The 19,966-nt window shown below is 72.7% G+C and carries 23 protein-coding genes; 10 read left to right on the top strand and 13 right to left on the bottom strand.

Annotated elements, in window-relative coordinates; genetic code table 11:
* Positions 1-81: 81 nt before the first annotated feature.
* Together VM324_01935 and VM324_01930 are read right to left on the bottom strand one after the other, a co-directional pair.
* Positions 82-525: a hypothetical protein gene (locus VM324_01935; GenBank protein HVL98034.1), complete on the bottom strand. Its 444-nt coding sequence runs from the start codon at positions 523-525 to the stop codon at positions 82-84.
* 128 nt (positions 526-653) lie between these two features.
* A complete protein-coding gene (locus VM324_01930) occupies positions 654-1,235 on the bottom strand; it encodes a hypothetical protein (GenBank protein HVL98033.1) in 582 nt (193 codons plus the stop codon).
* Between the two features lie 162 nt (positions 1,236-1,397).
* On the opposite strand from VM324_01930, the gene VM324_01925 reads away from it, so the two are divergent.
* The 3 genes from VM324_01925 to VM324_01915 all read left to right on the top strand — a co-directional run bounded on the left by VM324_01925 (position 1,398) and on the right by VM324_01915 (position 4,838).
* The gene (locus tag VM324_01925) at positions 1,398-2,246 is read left to right on the top strand and encodes a DUF2397 family protein (protein ID HVL98032.1); all 849 of its coding nucleotides are present in this window, start codon (positions 1,398-1,400) and stop codon (positions 2,244-2,246) included.
* A 382-nt stretch (positions 2,247-2,628) separates the two neighbouring features.
* Positions 2,629-4,470 carry a hypothetical protein gene (locus tag VM324_01920; GenBank protein ID HVL98031.1) on the top strand — a complete coding sequence of 614 codons (1,842 nt, stop codon included), beginning with the start codon at positions 2,629-2,631 and terminating at the stop codon, positions 4,468-4,470.
* On the top strand, positions 4,467-4,838 hold the full coding sequence (locus VM324_01915; GenBank protein HVL98030.1) for a hypothetical protein: 372 nt from the start codon (positions 4,467-4,469) through the stop codon (positions 4,836-4,838). The genes VM324_01920 and VM324_01915 overlap by 4 nt, the downstream gene beginning before the upstream one ends.
* Before the next feature lie 143 nt (positions 4,839-4,981).
* Here the strand turns inward: VM324_01915 and VM324_01910 are convergent, their stop codons facing one another.
* Together VM324_01910 and VM324_01905 are read right to left on the bottom strand one after the other, a co-directional pair.
* On the bottom strand, positions 4,982-5,308 hold the full coding sequence (locus VM324_01910) for a DUF5615 family PIN-like protein (protein ID HVL98029.1): 327 nt from the start codon (positions 5,306-5,308) through the stop codon (positions 4,982-4,984).
* Positions 5,305-6,060 (bottom strand): hypothetical protein, encoded by a 756-nt coding sequence (locus tag VM324_01905; GenBank protein HVL98028.1) that lies wholly within the window; start codon positions 6,058-6,060, stop codon positions 5,305-5,307. The genes VM324_01910 and VM324_01905 overlap by 4 nt, the downstream gene beginning before the upstream one ends.
* Before the next feature lie 207 nt (positions 6,061-6,267).
* On the opposite strand from VM324_01905, the gene VM324_01900 reads away from it, so the two are divergent.
* Positions 6,268-6,648: a type II toxin-antitoxin system VapC family toxin gene (locus VM324_01900; GenBank protein ID HVL98027.1), complete on the top strand. Its 381-nt coding sequence runs from the start codon at positions 6,268-6,270 to the stop codon at positions 6,646-6,648.
* Between the two features lie 61 nt (positions 6,649-6,709).
* On the opposite strand, the gene VM324_01895 is transcribed toward VM324_01900, so the two are convergent.
* The 5 genes from VM324_01895 to VM324_01875 form a co-directional block, all read right to left on the bottom strand.
* Positions 6,710-7,105 (bottom strand): type II toxin-antitoxin system VapC family toxin, encoded by a 396-nt coding sequence (locus VM324_01895; protein ID HVL98026.1) that lies wholly within the window; start codon positions 7,103-7,105, stop codon positions 6,710-6,712.
* Positions 7,102-7,350 carry a hypothetical protein gene (locus tag VM324_01890; protein ID HVL98025.1) on the bottom strand — a complete coding sequence of 83 codons (249 nt, stop codon included), beginning with the start codon at positions 7,348-7,350 and terminating at the stop codon, positions 7,102-7,104. Before VM324_01890 ends, VM324_01895 begins: the two co-directional genes overlap by 4 nt.
* 449 nt (positions 7,351-7,799) lie before the next feature.
* The gene (locus VM324_01885; GenBank protein HVL98024.1) at positions 7,800-8,015 is read right to left on the bottom strand and encodes a hypothetical protein; all 216 of its coding nucleotides are present in this window, start codon (positions 8,013-8,015) and stop codon (positions 7,800-7,802) included.
* A complete protein-coding gene (locus VM324_01880) occupies positions 8,012-8,512 on the bottom strand; it encodes a DUF6036 family nucleotidyltransferase (protein HVL98023.1) in 501 nt (166 codons plus the stop codon). Before VM324_01880 ends, VM324_01885 begins: the two co-directional genes overlap by 4 nt.
* A 132-nt stretch (positions 8,513-8,644) precedes the next feature.
* Positions 8,645-9,349: a DUF3159 domain-containing protein gene (locus VM324_01875; GenBank protein ID HVL98022.1), complete on the bottom strand. Its 705-nt coding sequence runs from the start codon at positions 9,347-9,349 to the stop codon at positions 8,645-8,647.
* 636 nt (positions 9,350-9,985) lie between these two features.
* Between VM324_01875 and VM324_01870 the strand changes: the two genes are divergently transcribed.
* From VM324_01870 to VM324_01860, 3 genes are all read left to right on the top strand, one after another.
* Entirely contained in the window at positions 9,986-10,225 is a 240-nt protein-coding gene (locus VM324_01870) for a hypothetical protein (GenBank protein HVL98021.1), read from the top strand.
* Positions 10,226-10,491: 266 nt separating this feature from the next.
* Complete coding sequence (locus VM324_01865) at positions 10,492-13,440, top strand: AAA family ATPase (protein HVL98020.1); 2,949 nt, start codon at positions 10,492-10,494, stop codon at positions 13,438-13,440.
* Between the two features lie 460 nt (positions 13,441-13,900).
* A complete protein-coding gene (locus tag VM324_01860; protein HVL98019.1) occupies positions 13,901-14,392 on the top strand; it encodes an OsmC family protein in 492 nt (163 codons plus the stop codon).
* Between the two features lie 529 nt (positions 14,393-14,921).
* Here VM324_01860 and VM324_01855 read toward each other — a convergent pair.
* A complete protein-coding gene (locus VM324_01855) occupies positions 14,922-15,659 on the bottom strand; it encodes a hypothetical protein (protein ID HVL98018.1) in 738 nt (245 codons plus the stop codon).
* Positions 15,660-16,003: 344 nt separating this feature from the next.
* On the opposite strand from VM324_01855, the gene VM324_01850 reads away from it, so the two are divergent.
* Both VM324_01850 and VM324_01845 read left to right on the top strand, forming a co-directional pair.
* A complete protein-coding gene (locus VM324_01850; protein ID HVL98017.1) occupies positions 16,004-16,258 on the top strand; it encodes a hypothetical protein in 255 nt (84 codons plus the stop codon).
* Positions 16,255-16,566 (top strand): type II toxin-antitoxin system PemK/MazF family toxin, encoded by a 312-nt coding sequence (locus VM324_01845; protein HVL98016.1) that lies wholly within the window; start codon positions 16,255-16,257, stop codon positions 16,564-16,566. The genes VM324_01850 and VM324_01845 overlap by 4 nt, the downstream gene beginning before the upstream one ends.
* Positions 16,567-16,816: 250 nt before the next feature.
* Here VM324_01845 and VM324_01840 read toward each other — a convergent pair whose 3' ends face one another.
* The 3 genes from VM324_01840 to VM324_01830 all read right to left on the bottom strand — a co-directional run bounded on the left by VM324_01840 (position 16,817) and on the right by VM324_01830 (position 18,556).
* The gene (locus tag VM324_01840) at positions 16,817-17,542 is read right to left on the bottom strand and encodes a hypothetical protein (GenBank protein HVL98015.1); all 726 of its coding nucleotides are present in this window, start codon (positions 17,540-17,542) and stop codon (positions 16,817-16,819) included.
* Between the two features lie 319 nt (positions 17,543-17,861).
* Entirely contained in the window at positions 17,862-18,086 is a 225-nt protein-coding gene (locus tag VM324_01835; GenBank protein HVL98014.1) for a hypothetical protein, read from the bottom strand.
* 2 nt (positions 18,087-18,088) lie between these two features.
* Positions 18,089-18,556, bottom strand: a complete 468-nt coding sequence (locus tag VM324_01830; GenBank protein HVL98013.1) for a nucleotidyl transferase AbiEii/AbiGii toxin family protein — start codon at positions 18,554-18,556, stop codon at positions 18,089-18,091.
* A gap of 156 nt (positions 18,557-18,712) precedes the next feature.
* Between VM324_01830 and VM324_01825 the strand changes: the two genes are divergently transcribed.
* Positions 18,713-19,654 (top strand): hypothetical protein, encoded by a 942-nt coding sequence (locus tag VM324_01825; protein HVL98012.1) that lies wholly within the window; start codon positions 18,713-18,715, stop codon positions 19,652-19,654.
* Positions 19,655-19,966: the final 312 nt, after the last annotated feature.

Here is a 19,966-nt window from a genome sequence, read left to right as displayed (position 1 = left end):
GTGGTTTCGCTGACTACCCATCCTACCGGACCAGACCAGACCAGACCAGACTGTCGCGCCGGTGGAGGGGGCCAGGGCCGATCAGGAGATGTCGGCGACGGTGATGTGTGGCGCGCCACCGGCGAGGCGTCGCAGGTCGTCGGGGTCTACCGTGGCGACGACCGCCCCACCGAGGAGATCTGCGGCCGCGATCACGAATGCGTGCACCGCAAGCTCCGAGCTGGCATCGACGGCGCCCAGCAGCTGACCCCGCACTCCCGTCCGGGCGTCGACGGGATGCACCTGAACCTTCTCGCGCCGCAACCCGGCGAACACCGCCGCATGTCGCGGATGGCCGCGGACGACCTCGGCGAGCACCGCGGCCACCGTGGCAACCGGCAACTCCCGCGCCCTCATCTGGGCCACGAGCCCTCGGACGCGATCACGCCGCCCGGCGGGGCCGTGCGCGACGGCCGAGAGCGCCTCGCTGTCGAGCAGGAGCATCAGTCCGCCCGCGGCGAGGCCGAAGCAGCGGACGCAGCCCACTCGTCGATCACGTGGGCCGCCCACTGCATCGACTCCGGCGGCACCGGCCCGTGCGCCTCTGCGAGCTCGGCCAGCCACGAGTCGACCGCGTCGAGGTGCCGGAGCTTGGCGAGGTGCGCGGCGACTGGTCAGATGGAGTCGACGCGGTCGAACGCGCGCAGCGTGGTGCTCGCCGGATGCGCCATGAGGTCCCATCCGTCCTTGTCGGGGACGGCGAACCAGCCGCGCCGCTCGATGCGGCGGCGGGTCATGGCCGAGTAGAGGGTGCGCAGACGCCGCGTCTGCGGATCCGGCGGGTCGGCGAGGTCGACCGCGTCGTACAGCTCGACCTCGCGGGTCGCATCGTCGACCGTGTAGGCGTGCAGGCGGGTGCGCCACGTCCAGCGGTCGGGCCCGGCCCGCTCGGCGCTGTTGACGCGCAGCGCCCAGTACACGGTGCCGTCATCGAGCTCGTAGCGACTCGGCCACAGCACCGCGAGGCGGTCGGGGCGCAGCGCGCCGAAGAAGTCGACGAGGGTCGAGACGATGTCGTCGGCCTCCTCGACCACGAACACCGGCGCCTGGACGAGGAGGTCGGGGCGCGTGCCGACGAAGGAGATGGCCAGCGTCGGCCAGAGCCTGCCCTGCGAGCAGCGCACCAGGCCGCGGGCGAACGCGTCGAGCTCGTCCCAGTGGCGGATCAGGTCCAGGTCGTCGTCCATGTCGTCCATGCCGGCGAGCGTGCACCCCCCGCCGGCCCCGCGGGGCACGAATGCGGCCCGACTGTGGATAACCGCAGGTCGTGCACACCCCGACGCGCGGATCCGCGGCGGTGTCGCAGGCCTCCGCTACGGTCAGGGGCGACAGGTGACGGCACTGCCCCCGGAGCGGTGATGGACGAGGCGGCGGAGGCGCGGACAGCAGACCACCGAGACCAGCGGTGGCTGGCGCTCAGCCGCACCCTGTTCGCCTTCAACGCGGGCGATCGCCGCGAGGCGCACCTGGCCGTGCTCGCCTGCTTCGACGACGCCCTGTTCGACCCGGCCCTCAACCTCGAGCAGCTCACCGCCACCCTGCGGCCCACCGCCCCCGAGCTCGCCGGCGACGAGGAGCTCCTGCTGTCGGTGCTCGGCCAGCTCACGTCCGACTGGGGCCTGCTCGAACCCTCGCGCGACGACTCGGCGACATACAGCGACCCCGGCGAGTTCCGTCGCCGGACGCTGCAGTGGGCGCTCACGCCCGACGGGCAGGCGGCCGTCGCCGGCCTGAACGCCGCCGCGGACCGCCTCGCCGCCGTCGCGAGCCTCCAGCCGGCCGCGCTCGACGCGATCGCGGCGGCGCTGTCCCAGGTCGCCGAGCTCGCCGCCGACCCCGCCAGCTCGGACGCGGCCCTGCACGTGCGCCTTGCCGAGGCGGAACCGCGTCGGCGACCACCTTGCGGCCCGTCGGCGACGCGCGCCGGCGCGCTGGCGACGGGTCGGCGCCGAGCCGCCCGACGGGTCCGGTGCCGAGGGGCCTCACGCGGGCGGCACTCAGCCCGCCGAGGCCCTGTTCGACGACGCAGAGGAGACGCCGGCCATGCGCCGGACACATCGTCGCCTGCGCGTCGCCGAGGTCGACGGGGAAGCCGAAAGGTCTGTCCGGCGCACGCGGGCAGCTGGCCTGGTGACGCTGAGCGCTCAGCTGCATGCGGGAGCGGTCCACGTCCACCGGGCCGAACGCGTCCTGAGCGGCGTCGGTGATCGCGCCGAGACCGACCGGTTCCCACACCGGGGAGACGAGCGAGACCGCCGGCGGCGCGAAGCGCTGCAGGTCCGGGGCGTCGGGCAGTTCGGCCACCGGTCGCTCAACAGGCCTGGCACGTCACCGGTGGCGGCCGCCTGCGGGTAGGCGCCAGCGGCGAACAAGGCCTCGTAACGCGCACCGACCCGCACCGCGGACTCGCCCGGCGCCGCCAGCACATCCACGACCCGGCCCTCGTCCATGGCCGCCAGGTCCAAGGCGTTGGCCAGCGACACGTACACGCACGATGCCGCCCGCACCGCCTCCAACCACCCATGGCCAGCACGGGTTACGGTGCACGTGGTCTTCCCCACCTCGGTACCTGCCACAGGAGGCGGTGCGGTGACCTCGCAGCTTGATCTCGACGCTGCCCTCGACCTGGACCCCGAGGACCCGGAGGCCTTCGAGGCGGTCCGGGAAACCCTGCTCGACCGCTTCGGCGAGTGGATGGAGGCCGGGCAGCGGCCCGGCGTCGAGTGGGCCGTGGCCGAGGCGCTGCGCTTCAAGGCCGACTCCCTGGACGGGCGGGTGGGCAGGTGGCGCGCGGGCGACCTCGACGAGATCCTCACCGAGTGGTTTCCCCGCAAGATCTGGGCCGACGAAGCAGACGTCGCGTTGGTCTGCCCGACGCTGCGAGCGTTCTTCACCTGGCTGGACCGGGCCGGGCTGCTCGCCGGTGACGGGGACTCGCTGCCGGCGCTGCTCGCCACCCTCGACCGGATCGAGCCGGGGCTGGCGGCGGCGATGGCCGACGAGTCCCGGTTCGGCATGGGCAAGTCGATGACCGCGGCCATGCTCGCCGACGGCGTCGATCTCGACGACGACGGCGCGGTGCAGGAGTGGATCGCGGGGTTCAACCATGTCGCCGCAGCGCAGTCCCGACCGTGCTGCACGCTGCCGCCCGTGGCCGTCCCCGACGAGGAGACGCTGGCCCGGCTCGCGGCTGCGGCGCCGGCGATGGTGCGCCTGGCAACCCTGGTCGCCTGGGTCGGCGACGGTCGTCGGCTGACCGGGGCGGGCAACCTGGGCCTGCGCGACGCCAGGGAGCTCGCCGGCCTGCTCGACCCGGACGTCCCCGCCGAGGTGCTCGCCAGCCTGCGCAGCTCCGCACATCTGATCCCCGTGGAGTTGGCCTTCCGCTGGGCGCTCGCGGCGGGTTTCCTGGAGGTCGACGGCCCCACGGTGGTGCCCGGCAACGCGGCGGACCTGCTGACCACCGCGCCGTTTGACGCCTGGCGCCAAGCGATCATCGCCTTGCTGGCCATGGGGGTGACCAGTGCCGGGATGACCGGCTGGGTTCCGTTCTGGGCCGAGCTGCTCGACAAGATCGCTGGCGTGCTGCTCGCGGGTCTGCACACCCACGGGCCGGCGTCACCCGACGATCTCGCCGACGAGGCCCTCGCCGAGATCGAGGGATCCTTCGACCTGTCCGACGTGACCGCGCTGCAGCACACCACGATGGCCAAAGCGCTGCCGGGCTCTGTGCGCCTGCTCGTGGACCGGCTCGCGCAGGCCGGTGCGGTCCAGGTCACCGGCGACCAGGTCGAGCTGGCGGCGCTGGGCCGGTGGTTCGTTCGGGACCTGCTGCGGCGGGGAGGTCTCGAGGTGCCCGACCTCACCGAGATCGACGCCGCCGGGCTCTTCACCGCGTGCAGGCACTGGGACGCTGCGGTGGTGGACAGCGCACTGGAGGGTTGGGTCGCCAGCCGCGAACCGGTGGCGGCCGCCGAGGCGCTGGCGGCGGTCGCCGGCGGCACCGACGACGCCGAGACGCGCCTGATGGCGTTCGCCGCCCTGGAGTGCGTGGGGCCCGCCGCGGAGCCGGCCGTGCGCCGCCTGCGTGACCACCCCGCCTGCCGGGCCTATGCGGCCATGTGGCTGATCGAGCGCGGGTTCGAGGAGCCCCGGCCGCTGGACGCCCACGACTACGTGGCGTTCCTGGTGAACAAGCTCGGCCTGCTGCTGGCCAGCAGCGGCCCGCAGGCCATGGCCGAGGCGTTCGTTGCTGCGATGCCCGCCGACGGCCAACACGCGCTCGTGGCCGAGCTGTGGCGGCACGACGACGCGACCGTCCCGCTGATCCTCGACGCGCTGGCGGCGCACGGGCCCAAGCCGGTGGCCAAGGCCGCCGCCAAGGCACGGTTCAAGCACCGCACCGCGGCGCCATGCCGGCAGGCGACATGACCGCCCGGCCCACCGGCGGGCTCGTCGACGAGCGCGCGGTCGAGCTCGGCGACGAGCTCGAGGACCTGCACCGCACACTCATCGTCGACCGCGGCGGCAACTCCGCCGACCACCACGAGCCCTTGGAGCTGTTCGTCCGTCATCATGCGAACGGCGCCGCAGGCGCGGGGTTCACGGCCATGCTGTTGTGCACGGCGGACAGCTGGTGGCGGGCGTCGGCGAGGCGCGCCGACGGGCGCTCAGCGATCCGGCCGCGGCGGTGCCCAGCTGGGGCGCCCGGCTGGGTGTCGAGTGGCCCGCTACCCCGCCTGCGACGAGTTGACCAGCTCGGGGTGCGACTGCCGGGCGACCGTGACCAGTGGAGTTGAGTGGATGCCGGTAAGGCGAACCGCACGCGAGCTGCCTCGGTGGGAGGACCTCGTTGGCCGCGTCGGCTACCAACCGGGCAGAGGGTACGTGCAGCCGGGGGAGGCGGCGTGGGAATGGCTGAGCGAAGCGGGCGAGGACGCGGTCAGCCAACTTGCCGACGATGCTGTGCGGGCCTTGCAGGAGGCTGGCCTGGCGCCCGGGCGAGACGCGCGGGATCCCGTGGTAGCCCCGACTTCAGCGCGAAAACGACTGCCGCGACGCCGTCCTCGCCCTGGCGGTCCTGCAGCAACCGGGCGAAGTCGACCACGTTCTCCGTGACGAGCACGCGCCCCTCGGCCACCGCGACGTCCAGCAGCTGCGCGTCGGTCAGCCCCCGCAGGTCGTGCACAGCCGCGTGCGTGTCGTGCCCTCGGTCTTCGAGTTCTGCCGCGACCGCGGCCGGGAACATCTCGTCGATCAACCACCTCACGCCAGGAGGCGCTCACGGCGCGCGGCGCGCTCCCGCAGCAGCGCGGCTGCCTCGTCGTTGGCGGCGATGCGCGCATCGACCTCGTCGGGGAACGCGCTGTAGAACTCGATCGCCAGCCGCACCCAGTGCTTGTCCAGCGACAGCATCCGGGCCGCGTTGCCGACCTTGCGCTCGCCCGACCCCGACACGTGCTTGACCGTGCCAATGACCTCCCACACGTCGGGACCGACCGCCAGCGCCGCACGCCGACCGGTGGGACCCTCGCGGTACACGATCCCCGGGAACGCGCGGGTCTTGAGCCCCTCGTCCAGCAGCGCCACGACCAGCTCGGTCTGGGACACCGCCTCGTCCGCGGCCCTGCGCGCGAGCCGACCTGTGAGCTCCTCAGGAAGACGGAAGGACTTCGCTGCCGGCATCATCCAACCTCCCTCGCCCTCGCCCGTGTAGTTCGCGTGCGCTCCGATGCGATACTCCTCCACGCCCGTGACTGCGGGACGTGGCGTTGTGACGCAGCTCGAAGGCTCGGCGGCATCCTGGAGAGCGGCCACCCGCAGCCGGATGCCGGACACCTCGTACGCGACCGCGCGCGAGGCGATGTGTTCGTAGCCGCCGATGCCGGCGGGCTCGACGTTGACGTCGACCAGCCCGCCACAGGTGACGAAGGCCATGACGGGGGAGTTGAAGGTGAACTCGTCGAGCGGGACGGCGAGGCCGCCCTCGGCGCCGGGGCCGCCAGCCGCGCATCCTCGCACGACCGCAGGCGCCGTGTGGCCCGGTACCGGGGTGGGGCTTGCGGAACTCGTGCGCCGGGCACTGGATCGCACCTATGGCACGAAGCGGCATCCTGACCGCATCCGGGCACTCGACGAGAGCTTCGGCGCCTGGGCCGACCGCGAGCAAGACGGTGCTGGGTTCGTCGACGGCTTGCGCCCTGGGATGGCGCAGCGGCTGAGCAACCGGTGACCATCGTCATCGACACCGCTGTGCTCATCGATCACCTGCGGGGCAGCGACGCGGCCCGGCAGGCGCTGCGAGCGGCGTCGGACTCCGGGGAGCGTCCAGCCTCCTCGCTGGTGACCAAGGTGGAGGTCCTCGCGGGCATGCGGGCCTCGGAGGAGGACGCCACCCGCCGCCTGTTCGCCGTGGTGGAGTGGATCCCGGTGGACGACGAGATCGCGGAGCGTGCGGGGTGGCTCGCCAATCGCTTCTTGCGGTCACATCCCGGGGTGGACCCCGTCGACCACATCATCGCCGCCACCGTCGAGCGGATGGACGCGCGCCTGTGGACCCGCAACCTCAAGCATTTCCCGATGTTTCCGGGCTTGGCGGCACCGTACTGATGGCTCGCGCCTCGCGGCTGCCGACGGAGTTGCGCGCCGACGGAGCCGGAGAAGCCTTTGCTCAACTGAGCCGCTCGATGCCCGGGTAGCGGTCAAAGCCGGTGTCGAAGCTCAGGATCCGGGTGACGCCCTCACCTTCCATGACCGCCAGGTGCAGCGCGTCGCGGGCCGACAGGCCGTAGTCGCCGAGCACGATCCGCTTGGCGCGCTCGACCCCGGACAGGTCCACGGGGAAGACCTCGTCGACGATGCCGAGGATCGCATCGAACGCCGGTTGGATGGCGCGTGGTCGGCCGATGGCGGTGTAGCGGTGGAGGATCTCCTGCAGCACCTCCACGTCGGTGACGAGCCGGTCACGTCGCGAGATCGCCGTGTCGAGCGCGCGTTGCGCGTCGTGCTTGTGCGGATGCTCCGCGCCCACGAGGTACATGGGGATGTTGGAGTCCACCAGGATCACGGGGCGCGGTAGCCGCGTTCGATCTCGTCGAGCATCTGGTCGATGTCGGCGGTGGGGAAGCGGTGGCTGGCCGCAGCACGCACGACGGCGAGTTTGCGTGACGTGTCGCCCTCGGCATGCTGGCGCCGCGCAGTGCGCAAGGTCTGGCGCACCCACTCGGACAGGGTCATGCCGTGCTGAGCGGCAGCCTCCCGGATCTCGGCGAGCTCCTGGTCATCGACGAGTATCTGCAGGCGCTTGCTCATGGGGTGAGTATAACATGAGTGTTGAGTCACACGGCCTGGGATCCTGCCGAGAAGCGCGGAGGCGTCGAGGACGATCGCCCGCTGGCGTCACGCTCGGCACGCACCGCTTCCGCGGGCGGTTCGGCGACGTCGAGGCGGCCGCGGCGGCGGAGGCGAGCCAACACCTCATCCAAAGCGGGCGTGCCGCATGCGCGGCGACCAGGGACGCGGCGATTCCCGTGTTGCCCACCGTGCTGGCCGTGCCGGTGACCAAGACGGTGCGGGGCAAGACCCTTCGAGGAGTTGCCACGGAGGTGTCGACGTGACGGTCTGGGGTTCGAGCGTTCACCCCGGTGAGCCAGTAGGCGCGCGGCCCCCTGTTGCACAGCCGGTGGAGTCCCCGCCAGCGGGTCGGTGGACCTCGTCAGACTGGCCGGCGCCCCGGCGCCGATCCCGGCCCGAACCGCCGGTCATGGGCCCGAACGCGGCTGCTCGGTGGGCGCGCTTGCCGCGGCTCGGCGCCGGCGGTCGCGTTCGAGCGCGCCGCACGCCTGGGCGAAGCGAAGCGCGTCCTCCAGCCAGCGCAGCCGCTCATCAGCCGACAGCCGCGCCCACGTCCGTCGCTGCGCGCGCGTGGCGCCCGCCCAGTCCGCAGGCCACTCCTCGGAGGCGTCCGGCGCGCTCATCGCTCGCCAGTGTCCTCGCGCAGGGCCTCCAGCGCCACGACGTCGGCGATGTCCTGTGGTCTGCCGGCCGCCCGCTTCATCGCGATCAGATGCTCGAGGCTGGCCACCCGGATGGGGACGTCGTCGACGACCACGTTCCGGCTGGCGTCCCACAGCTCCGCAAAGGCCACCGGCGCCTCGACGAGCAGGTCGACCTCGCGCAGGGCATCGGCGGGGTCGTGCAGCGAGAAGACCTCGAGGTGGCGCTCGCGCTGCCAGCGCTCGCGGATCACCGGGTCGGCGAACTGCTCAGCCGCTACAGGCAGCCGCGGCCGCAGGCCCTGCTGCTGCAGCACCCGCAGGGCCGAAAGGACGTTGTCGCTGGAGAGGTCCAGGACCAGGTCGAGGTCCGCGGTCAAGCGCAGATGCCCGTGCAGGACGACGGCGACGCCACCCACCACCACCGCCCGCACCCGCGCGTCATGCAAGGCGCGGAGCACGTCCAGGACCGGGCGCATGCCGTCACCATAGGACGGGGCGGACGGGGCGCTCGGGACCTCGTCCGGCACCGACGACGCCGGCGCGCCGCACGAACGGATCGGATCGCTCGAGGACTGGCCCCCGAGGGCAGCAGGCCGATAGCGGGCGACTCACGTGTCGAGCGGGGGCCGCGGGACCCGGCGCATGGGCGTTTGTCCGCGAGCGAGGATCGCACCCGCCACGGCCAGGGCGGCAAGGTACAGCGGCCAGCCGAGCGCCACCCGGGTCACGCCCAGCCAGCCGACCTCGCCGGCGAGATACAGGGGGTACTGGACGGCTACCCGCACGACCATCGGCAGCATCAGCACAAGGGTCAGGCGGTTGCTCAGGCGCAGGACCGCGGGCTCGTTGCGCCATCCGGTCGTGTCGCCGATGACCCCGCCGACCAGGAAGCCCAGCAGCGGCCAGCGCACCGCGATCGACGCGCCCATCACGACGGCCCACGCCGCGTTCTGGATGATGCCGGGCAGGAAGGCGGTCTCGGCCCGTCCGGTGTAGGTCGCGATGACGGCGGCCACCGCGATGGCGACAAGGCCGTTGCCCACGAACCGCGTCGAGGACCGCTGCGCCAGCCGCACCACGAACGCCACCAGCGCCGTGGCGACGCCGAGCACCACCGCTGGGCGCACCTCGTCGGTGACGACGTAGGCGATGGTGAAGGCTGCGAAGGGCAGCGCCGTTTCCAGCGATCCCCGCGCACCGCCCAGGCTCTCGGCGATCTTTGCACGGACCTCAGCCTCGACGGTGGCCTCGGCCTGCGCCGGCGCGTCGACGTCACGGCGCGCCGGCTGCCGATCCTGTGCGGTCTCGTCCACAGCTACTCCACGGCCCCTTTGTGCCGTCGACTGCGGCGGGGGGTGACCCAGGGTGCCACAGGCCGGCGCCACGCTTCCGCACGGCAGTCTGCCCGCGCGTCCCCCCGGACGACGGAGGGCTCGCGGCCGGGTACGGCACCCCGGTGCTGTACCACGCAGGAGTCGACACCGTCGTGGTCGTGATGGTCAACGAGACCGCCGAGGACCTTCCCGGGCAGGTGGAGGCGTCGATCATGCGGGTCCTTGCCTCCGGCGAGTGACGCCTCAGCGCCCCACCAGGCTCGCGTGGCTCGCGACCACGGAGCAGTACAGCGTTTCGTGGCCGCGGGCAGGTCACCCTCCGGCGCGGGCGGGCAGTGGCGTCCGTGAGGGACGCCGTGGCGATTGGGGCCGGCCACAACGGCCTCGTGGCAGGCAACCTGCGCCGACGAGGGCTGGGACGTCACCGTGCTGGACAGGTCACCTGGGGCCTCCTGCCCGACAAGCCCTCGCTCACCAGCACCGCCTGACGCGACAGGTGGTCGGGCAGACGAACTTCGCCGACCCGCGCTCGCCGTCGGGCACGCAGACGGCCAGGGCGTACACGACCCTGCCGCAGCGCCTTATGCGTCGCTGGCCGGCGCCGGGCTGGCGCGCGTGCACGTGACCTCGCGCATCCGCCGTGACGCCGCGGTCTACGAGCTGACCCCGCCGCGCACCGGCAAACGCGGCCGTCCCCGCAAGAAGGGCGCCCGGCTGCCCGCCCTGGCCGCGCTGGCCGCCGCGGCCACCGACTGGGCCCGCGTTGACTACGACCAGCGTGCCCGGCTGGTGTGGCCGATCCTGTCCAACCTCGGGCGCATCAAGGACCCGCTTCCGGGCGGGGCAGCCTCGTGACCGCATCGCCTTTACGCTTGCCTCGTGACGATCCGTGTTGCTCTGGCCGATGACAGCGCGCTGGTGCGTGGGGGTGTCAGTCTGCTGCTGCGGACGCAGGCTGCCCTCGAGCTGATCGCGGTATGCGAGGACGAAGCCTCCTTGCTGACCGCGGTGCGTGCCGAGGCGCCGGACGTGGTCGTGACCGACGTTTGGATGCCACCCACCGGGACGGACGCATGGTCCCTGGTCGCACCCAGTAGTCAACGGCCCCGCGGCATCAGGGCGTGGCCTACACTCCGCTCATGTCGGCGGTCCGGCGACTCGTGGGTCGGGAGCTCGAGCAGACCACCCTTGGGGAGACCGTCGCACGGTTGAGCGAGGCCGCGGGCGGGCTGGTGCTCGTCGCGGGCGAAGCGGGGGCTGGCAAGACAGCGCTGGTCGAGGCTGTCCTGTCATCGACGGATGTGCGAGTGCTGCGGGGCGGCGCACACGACGGCGGGGCGGTGCCCTACGGCCCGCTGAAGGCCGCGCTACGCGACCATCTGCGCAGCGCGCCCGGGGACGGGGTGGACGACGGGGCGCTGCTGGAGCCAAGCCTGGGCCTCGTGCTGCCAGAGCTCGGGCCTGCTCCGCAGGCAGAGGCAGAGGAGATCCGTCCGGCGATCCGAGGGGCCTTCGAGCGGTTGGCGCAGCAGCGGCCCACGATCGTGTTCCTCGACGACCTGCAGTGGGCCGACGCTGCCACGCTGGCGGTGCTGGCCGACTGGGCAGCACCGCTGCCCGGCCTCCCCTTGCTCGTCATCGGGGCGTACCGCAGTGACGAGCTGCCCCGTCAGCACCCCCTGCGGAGCCTGCGGGCCGTGCTGCGCCGCGCCGCCGACGGCGTGCAACGGCACCTCACTCTGGACCCGTTGGACGCGGCTGACAGCGCTGTTCTGCTGCGACGGATGCTGGGCGACGGCGTTGCACCGGAGGTCCTGGCCACCGTGCACCGTCGCGCGCACGGTCTGCCCTTCTACCTCGAGGAGCTCGCAGCGGCGATCGCGGAGTCCGGCGGTGATGCGGAGGAGATCATCTCAGTAGACGTGGTTCCCGAGTCGGTGCGCGACGCCGTCCTGGCGCGTGTGGTCAGGTTGTCGGCGCCGGCGCGGGGGCTGGCGGAGATCGCCGCTGCGGCTGGGTCGCCGGTCGCACTCGAGGTGCTGTGCGAGCTCGCGGGCAACGACGAGGCCGTCGAGGAGCTGCTGGAGCGCGGCCTGCTGGTGGAGTCTCCCGGTCGTGCGGGCGGCTCGGGCGAGGCCGCCTTCCGCCACGCCCTGCTGGGCGAAGCGCTGTACGCCGCGACCCCCTGGACGCGCCGGCGTCGGCATCACGCTGCGCTGGCCCACGCCCTCGAGCTGCGCGGCGCGGCTCCTGGCATCGTGGCCGCTCACTGGCAGGCGGCGCACGAGCCGGCGCGCGCCCGGCCGCTGCTGGTAGCCGCCGCCGAGGCGGCCTGCAACGTGCACGCCTACCGCGACGCGAAGAAGGCGATCGACCAGGCTCTTGCCCTGTGGCCTGCGGATGAGGACGCCGAGGCGCGCCTGCGGTTGGTCGACCGGCTCGGCGAGTGCGCCGAGCGCTGCGGCGAGACCGTCGAAGCCGCTGCTGCGTGGGAGGAGGTGGCGACGGCTCGCCGGTCGGCGGGGGACCACGAGGCGCTGGCCGTCGTGCAGCGGCGCCTGGCCGGCGTCTACGAGCTGACCGACGACTGGCCCCGCGCCCTGTCGGCCCGGCTCGTCGCCGCCGAGGAGTTCGCCCGGACCGGGCTGTTGGCCGAGGCGGCGGCCGAACGGCTGGCCGCAGCCACGCACCTGTGGGACGCCGCAGACCTCACCGGGGCGTTGCAGCTGGTGCGCCAGGCGCGGGCGGAGATCGACGCCGCGGCGCCCGACGCACCCTCGTCCCCCACGACCGAACCGACCGGGCCGCGGGTCCGCGCCATGGCCCTGGAAGGAACCATCCGTGCCAGCCTCGGCCAGGCAGCCGCCGGCGTCGAGCTGACGACCAGGGCGTTCGATCTCGCTCTGGACTCCGACCTGGAGAGCCTCGCCGCCGAGGTCTACTACCTGCATGCGATCGCGCTCGAACAGGCCAGCGACTACCCGGCGGCGCTTGACGCCTGGACCGACGCGGTTACGTTCTGCCGCAGCCGCGGCCTCGACGCCGACGCGCACGTCTGCCTGGCGTGTCTGATCCCGACGCTGCGCCACACCGGCCGGTGGGACCGCGCGCTCGAGGTCGGCGAGGAGGTCCTCGCCATCGACGACGCCCCCGAGGTGGCACGCATGGTGGCCACCGGCGAGATCGGCCTCGTCCAGGCCAACCGGGGCGCGGTCGCACAGGCACGCCGGCACCTCGCCCGATCGGGGGCCTTCTCACGAGCTCACGAGCTGTTCCCGCTCGAGGTCGAGACCACCTGGGGCCTGGCCCGGGTCGCCGAACTGGACGGTGACGTCGACGCAGCCACGGCACGGCTGCGGGAGCTGACGGCTCGTTGCCTCGACCGCGAGGAGCTGCACTACTCCGTCGCCGCACTGCGCTGGGCCTCGTCGTTCTTCGGCCGCCACGGGCTGCAGGGTGACCTCGGCGCCTGCACGCACGCCCTGGCCCGCACCGCCACCGCCATGGGCACCGCCGAGGCGACCGCCGCCTTCGCGCATGCCCTGGGCGAGAACGCCCTGCTGGAGGACGACGCACGCCGCGCCGCTGACCAGTTCGAGCGCGCCCTCGAGCTGCTGCGGGCGGTGAGCCTGCCACCCGAGACCGCCGAGACCCAGGCTCGCGCCGGCGTCGCCCTGGCCGCCGCCGGGGACCGCGACAAAGCGGTCGAGCGGCTCGTCGGCGCCTACCACACCGCGCGCACCCTCGGCGCCCGCCCGCTGGCCGCCACCGCGGTCGCGGAGCTCGAGGTCCTCGGCGAGGACGTGCAGCGCCGGCTCGGCCGGCGAGCGGCCCGACAGGCCGACGTCGCCGGGCTGACCCCGCGGGAACGAGAGGTTTTGCGCCTGCTCGCCGCCGGGCTCACCAACCGCGAGATCGCCGGCGATCTGTTCCTCAGCCCACGCACGGTGGACATGCATGTGCGCAACCTGCTCGCCAAGCTCGGCTGCCACACCCGGACACAGGCCGTGCGACGGGCCGGGGAGCTCGGCCTCCTCGACGCCGCGGTCTCGCTGGCGACGACACGGTAACCGCACCTCCGGAATACGGCGATCCTGCCGTTCCTGCCGCTTCGGTTCCTCCCTAGCGTCATCTCCATCGCACGTCGCCCGGAACGACCTCGGGCGACCGTCATCGCAGGAGATTCGCAAAGGAGGTGCGTCACGATGCGTTGGAGAACACACAGGCGGACGACGCGGAGTCGTGCTGGCGTGCGCGGAGCGGGCCTTGCACTGATCGTCGCTGCGCTGACAGCTGTCGCGTCTGCGGCACTGGCCGCTCCTCCACACGGTGAGGGGGGCCACCCCCATCACGTCGCTACCGGCAATGGTGGCTGCGTGACCGTGGACGCGGTCGCCTTCCGCGCCGAGGACCGCGGGCTGCACCAAGGCGCGAACAAGTCAGGCCCCGAGGCCGGCCCCTGGCACGGCCCCTGCTCCTGAGCAGGTCGTCACCGCCATCAGCACCAAACCATCGAGGAGGAGTAGGACCATGAACGCATCGATCATCGAAGAGACACTCGCCACTTGGACCAAGGAGCCTGAGCGGGCGCGCAGCACCCCGACCCTGACCGCCCGCTCCGAGGACGGCCAGGTCGCCATCCAAGCGGGACCGTTCACGTGGCGCGCCGACCTGCCCGCGCCCCTTGGTGGCACGAACCAGGCGCCGAGCCCCACGGCGCTGCTGCTCGGCGCGCTGGCCGGCTGCGCGGTCGCCTTCGTGCAGGACACCCTCGCACCGCAGCTCGGGCTGCGCGTCGAGACCGTGGAGGCGACCGTGCGCTGCGAGACCGACGCACGCGGGCTGCTGGGCATGGACGGCGCGGCGCCTGACCTGCAGAACATGACCCTCGACGTCAGCGTGACGTCGCCCGACGGCGAAGCCGCCGTCGCCGAGATCGCCCGTGTCTGGCGGGAGCGCTGCCCCATCTACCTGGCGCTGCTCAAGCCCACCGACGTCGAGGTCCGGTTCCGCGCTGTCTGACCAGGAGGGGTGAGCGCGACCCACATTGGGCTCACCCCTCCAGCTCCGCAGTGCGCAGCTCTGCTCGGAAACGCCCGCACACGTCACGTGAGGAGACCCCCATGTCCCTGATGCAGCCAGTGCGCCCGCTCGTCGTGCGCAAGTCCGCGCCAGCCGAAGCAAGAGCCGTGGCCGAGACGCTTGCCGCCGCGTTCTTTGACGACCCGGGCATCAAGGCCGGGGTGTCGGGTCGGCCCTGCTCGCCCCCGTGCTGGAGCAGTGCGACGGGAGCCAGCTCCCCGCCTACCTGGAGGCCACGAGCGAGCGCAACCAGGCGTTGTACGTGCGGCACGGTTTCCACGTCACCGGCGCGATCCCGCTTCCGCAAGGCCCCACCGCCTGGGCCATGTGGCGCGAGCCCCAGCCCGTCAGCAGGTAGAGGCGGCGTCAGCGCACCGCCCCCGAGCGCCAGACTCCCTTGACATCCCGGGCGTTCGGGGGCCGGCCCGCCGGCTGGTGGGCGGCCGTGCCCTCTGCTCGATGACCTCCCTCAGCGGTGAATCATCCAGACATTGGGCTCCCAGTACGTTCCCACGTCCCCGTCGCGGTCGATGGCCACAGGCGCCAGCCCTTGAGGAAAGACGAAGGCGCCGGAGTCGGGGAACGCAAGCCCCGTCCAGGCCTCCCACTCGCTGACCGTGCCCGCGATCCGCAGCGAGCGCGGGATAGTCGGGCCCACACGGGCGCCACGCGTCTCGTGGACTCGCATCCAGGGGTCGAACAGCCGACCATCAGCACGACGCCACATGGCATACCGCTCGATGGGGGTGATCGGGTAGCGGTCCTTCATCGAGGGACGCACCGGAGCGATGAGGTGCTCCAATCCCGCCTTCTCGGCGATGGCCGCCATGGCCTGCAGGATCGCGCGTGCCAACCCCCTCCCGCGCGACTGGGGTGGGATCTCCGCCGCCATGGCGCACAGCGTGTTCACCGGTCCGCCGGCGTCAAGGGCCGCGAACGCTTCCTGCAGCGTCTCATCGACCCCGCTCGACAGAGCCTCGTCCGTGCCGTCCCACCAGCAGGGAACAGTGCGGCCCTGAGCCACCAGCTCGCCAGGGCCCTCGTCGCAGAGACCGAACTGGAAGCGGGGCAAGTCGGTGTGCAGGCGTGGCCACAGCCGGGAGGTGACCACACCATGCAGGTTGTACTCGGGCCAGACCGACTCAGCGGGGATGCCGCGTTCGACCAACTCTGGCCGCTCCGCAACGGTGAATGCGCGTATGGCCACCGAGCCACTCTCTCACCGACGGGGGCGCGCTCCACTCGTACGACCCGCACGCCGGGAAACCGTCTTCGAAGAGCCACACTACGATGGGAGTGCTGGCTTGGCGCGATACCGCCCTCATCGAGAAGGTCGCCGACCCGACCTCCTCGACCGCTTCCCGCACGCCACCGCCTGGCGCATTGGTAGTCAGGGGCGCGCGCGCCGTAGTGCGGCCGCGTTTCCCCGTCCCCCTGTTGGGCGCCACGGCGGCGACATCGACATCCTGGGTCGGGCGCCAATGCCCCGGTATGCGGCCTGGGATGTGCAAACCATGCCGGCACGGGGCTCATGCCGGTATGATCACCGTCATGGACTCCGAGCAGATCGCCGTGCGGTTGCCCCGCGAGCAGCTCGAGGCGCTCGACGAGCTCGTCAAGCGAGGGGTGTACCCGAGCCGTGCAGCGGGCGTGCGGGCGGGCGTCGCCGCGATCACGGACCTCGAGCGCCGGCGCGCGCTGGACGACGCCATAACCGAGGGCTATCGGCGGGTGCCGCCATCGCCCGAGGAGGAGGCCGCCGCGCTGGCCGCTTTGCGGCAGTCGATCGCCGAGGAGCCCTGGTGAGGCGCGGGGAAATCTGGTGGGCCGAGGTGGCTGAGACCGGCCGCCGGCCGTTCCTGGTGATGACCAGGGACGCGGCGATCCCCGTGTTGCGCACCGTACTGGCCGTGCCGGTAACCAAGACGGTGCGGGGCATCCCCACCGAGCTCGCGCTCGGGCGCGAGGACGGCATGCCGCTCGACTGCGCGGCAGCCTTCGACAACCTCCACGTGGTGCCCAAGGCCTACCTCGTCGAGCGCATCACCCACCTGGCGCCAGCGCGCATGCACGAGGCGTGCGTCGCCGCGCGCTGCGCGATGGATTGCGATTGACCCTTCGAGGAGTTGCCACGGCCCGCCGAGCAGGGTGCCGTCGAGGAGACCGGCGCGGTTGACGCGGGCCGGTCGGCGAACTCGGCGGGCGACTGACCGCCGAGGAGCTGTGGGGGCGTCGACGAGCCCGGCATGGGTCCGCACGGGGACGATCCTCAGGTGAGGGCTGGGGGCTACCTGCGGCTGTACCGCTGCAGTGCTGGCCAGGATCGACCACACTGCCGCCGGCGGGGCAGTTGAGCGGCGATCGCTAGGAAGACACGCCGACCGCGTCGCGCGGATCGAGCTCCACGACGAACTCGAAGTCTTCGCCGACGTGCTCGCGCAGGGTGCGAAGGACCCGGTCGGCGTCGTCGTAGGGGCCCTGCATGAAGAACGGCCGACCGTGGCGGCCGAAGCCGATCGCGCTCGGCGCGTCCAGCGCGCCGAGGTGGCCCGCCGCCGGCCCGAAGTCGGGATGCGGCGCGAAGCCGAGCCCGCGCGCGTATTCAACCGCGCCCCACACGAGGTGGCGGGCCAGCTCGACGGGGGCGTCGACCGGGTCCGCGTCGAACGCGTCGAAGAAGCAGGCGACGAACCGGCGCAGCTCCGCGCGGTCCATGGTCCACGGACCGAGCGCGTTCTTGACGCCGAGGCAGAACGTGTCGACGAGGTAGCCGCAAACCGACATCCCCCCGCCGCTGCGGCGCTCGCGCGCGACCAGCACGTTGGCGACGCCGAGCTCGTCGCCTAGACTGCCCGGTCGGTCGGGCCAGCCGCGCTGCTCGGGCACCGCAAGGCCGGCGCTCCATCCCGGGCTCACCCAGCAGCCGACCACCGACGCGTCCGGCGACGCGGCCGCCTGCTCGCGCGCGGCCGCCCGCACGAGCGCCGCCGCGCGGGCAGGTCGCACGCCCAGCGCCCGGGCGATGGCCTTCGGCGAGTACCCCTGCGCGCGCAGGTCCCGGACCCGGTCTCGCAGCTCAGCTTCGTCCATGAGGTCCTTGTAGCACGGCCGGGCGCCTTTTCGATGGAGGCGCGACGGCGCCGCCGGCTGCTCACGCGACGACCGCGGTCCCGGCGACGCGTCGCCGATATACCGCCCCCGTTCCGGGCTGGATCCGAGGAACCGCAGGGACGGCTGCTCGCGCGCCAGTTCTCTTCGAGCGCCTCACGGATCACCTCGCCGAGCGACACGCCGCGGGAGTCGGCAAGCTGCGAGCCGCACAGGTCTTCGGTGGGACAGCACGGCGGCCAGGACACGGTCCAGCCGGATCCCTGCCGCGTGGCCCCGTCCACACCGGATGCGCCGGCGCCTACCCGGATCCCGGCTCGGCAAGTCCCCGCTCCCACGTGCGCCGGTGCGCGTCCGCCTCCTCGATCGACCGGAAGCGGCGCACGCCACGAGGCGCGCGCGGGCTGCGGCCGATCCCAGCGGTGAGCTCGGACAGCTCGCAGGCGGCCGCGAGCCCGCGAAGAGCGGAGCCCGCCGGGCGGGGCGGGGGTAGGTCCTCGACACCGCGGAATTTGTGAACCGGCACCCTCATTCCTCCAGGTCGAGCAGCTGCCGCAGGCGCTCCGCGTCGTCCCGGTCGCGCAGTCGTACGGTACCGCGCTTCATGCGGTAGAGCGTCTCAGGGGTCACGACCTTCATGCGCACCTGCCCGACATCCACCTCCATGATGTCGAGGTCGTCGAACGCGAACGCCTCGCCCAGGCGGCTCACGATGTCGATGGTGTAGTCCACGTCGGGCGGTCCGTACTGGATGGCGGGATACTCGCCGGCCAGGTCGTCGGCCGTGATCTCGTCGACGGCGGGATCACCGAACACCGTGGCGAGCGCCCGGCGCAGCCGCATGACGTTGTCCTCGTCGGGGTCGACGAAGAGGTCGAGGTCTCTCGTCGCCCGGTCCAACCCGTGCGCCGCCAGCGCAAGCGCACCGAAGACGGCGTAGCGCACGCCCTCGCGTTGCAGGGCGCTGATGATCTCCAACACGTCATCGAGCCGCACGAGCGGAATGCTAGGCTCGCGCGCCTCCCCGAGCCCTCAACCGAGGGAACCCGCCGGCCGGATTCCTCCACCTTGCCGCCCCGCCTCGGGGACCGTCCCACCGCGGCGTCCCGCCTCCGCGGACAACCGCTGACCGGCGTCTATCATCGAGCGCGCATGGGCAAGCGAGCACGTCGCCGCGCGCGCGAGGCGCCCCTACGCGCCCGGCTCGGGGCGCAGGGGACCGGTGACCGGTTCGGACCGCTGCTCGAAGCATGGATGCTGGACGGCCCCCTCGCGGAGCTCGCCGCCCTGTACGAGGCCGAGTCCCCCGGGGCGCTGCAACGTGTGCTCGTCATCCCCGGCCAGCGCAGCGACACGCTGCCCGACGACGCCCTGTGGGCATTCCAGCGCGCGCACGGCCATGACCCCAGCGGCCTCCTCGAGAGTGTGGTGCTCGCCACGACCAACCACCGCTGGTCGGCGATCGCGCGGGTGCTGCTGGATCGCCTCACCGGCGAGGGCGTGCTCGACGACGACGCCGTCGACCGCCTCGCCGCGACCTTCCTGGACGACGACGCGGTCGGCATCACGGTTCCCGGCCCGTGGGTGGCGGACTTCTACCTCCAACGGCGCGGGCAGGACCTCGGACGACTCGATCCCGCCAAGACCTACACGCTGACGCGGCGGGTGAGCCCCCAGGTGCGGCGCTGGGCGGCCGGACGTCGCGCGGAGCGGGACGGCGTCGCGCGCGTCCTGCGACGTACCCGTGGCATGGACAGCAAGCACGCCGCCGCGACGGTGCAGGGGCTGGTCGACGTGGCCGAGCAGCTCGACGACGCGGAAGCCGACGCGCTCCTCGAGTTGGCGGCGGACTGGCCGGCGACGGCCGTGCGCCTCATGGCGCTCAAGCACCTGGCGGCACGCGGGCGCCACGCCGAGGCCCTGCGCCGCGCGGCCGCTGACCGTGCCGCGACGGTGCGCCGCTGGGCGGCGAGCAACCGTCAAGCCAGCCTCCTCCGCCCCGACCGGAGCGAGCAGGGCGCTGGCGGCAGCGCGGTCGAGCCACGACCCCCCACCGGCTCCCGGCCGGCCGAGCAGCCGTCGCTGTTCGCCTGAGCCTCTGCGCGGCGCGCGGAGGCGCCTGTTCGAGCCGGCGGGAGGGTGACCGACGCCTGAAGCTTCGCAGTGGTTTCGTGCGGGCCGCTGATGATGTCTACTCGCCCATAGTGGACTTTCGCACTTCTGAGGTTGCTTGGCGGGTGACGGACGTGCGGCTTGCGGGGCCGTTCGTCACGTCGTAGCAGTCCCACATCCACCGGTCAGAACCCGCTGTGGTCCACCATGTCTGCATGCTGTACAACATGCAGACATGGAGGGTTAGCATGACCGTCATCGGCAAGCCCAAGCGCACCGTCACGCCGCGCCCGC

The organism is Egibacteraceae bacterium, assembly GCA_035540635.1.
Lineage (GTDB): Bacteria > Actinomycetota > Nitriliruptoria > Euzebyales > Egibacteraceae > DATLGH01.
This window is presented reverse-complemented; position numbering and strand designations above follow the sequence as displayed.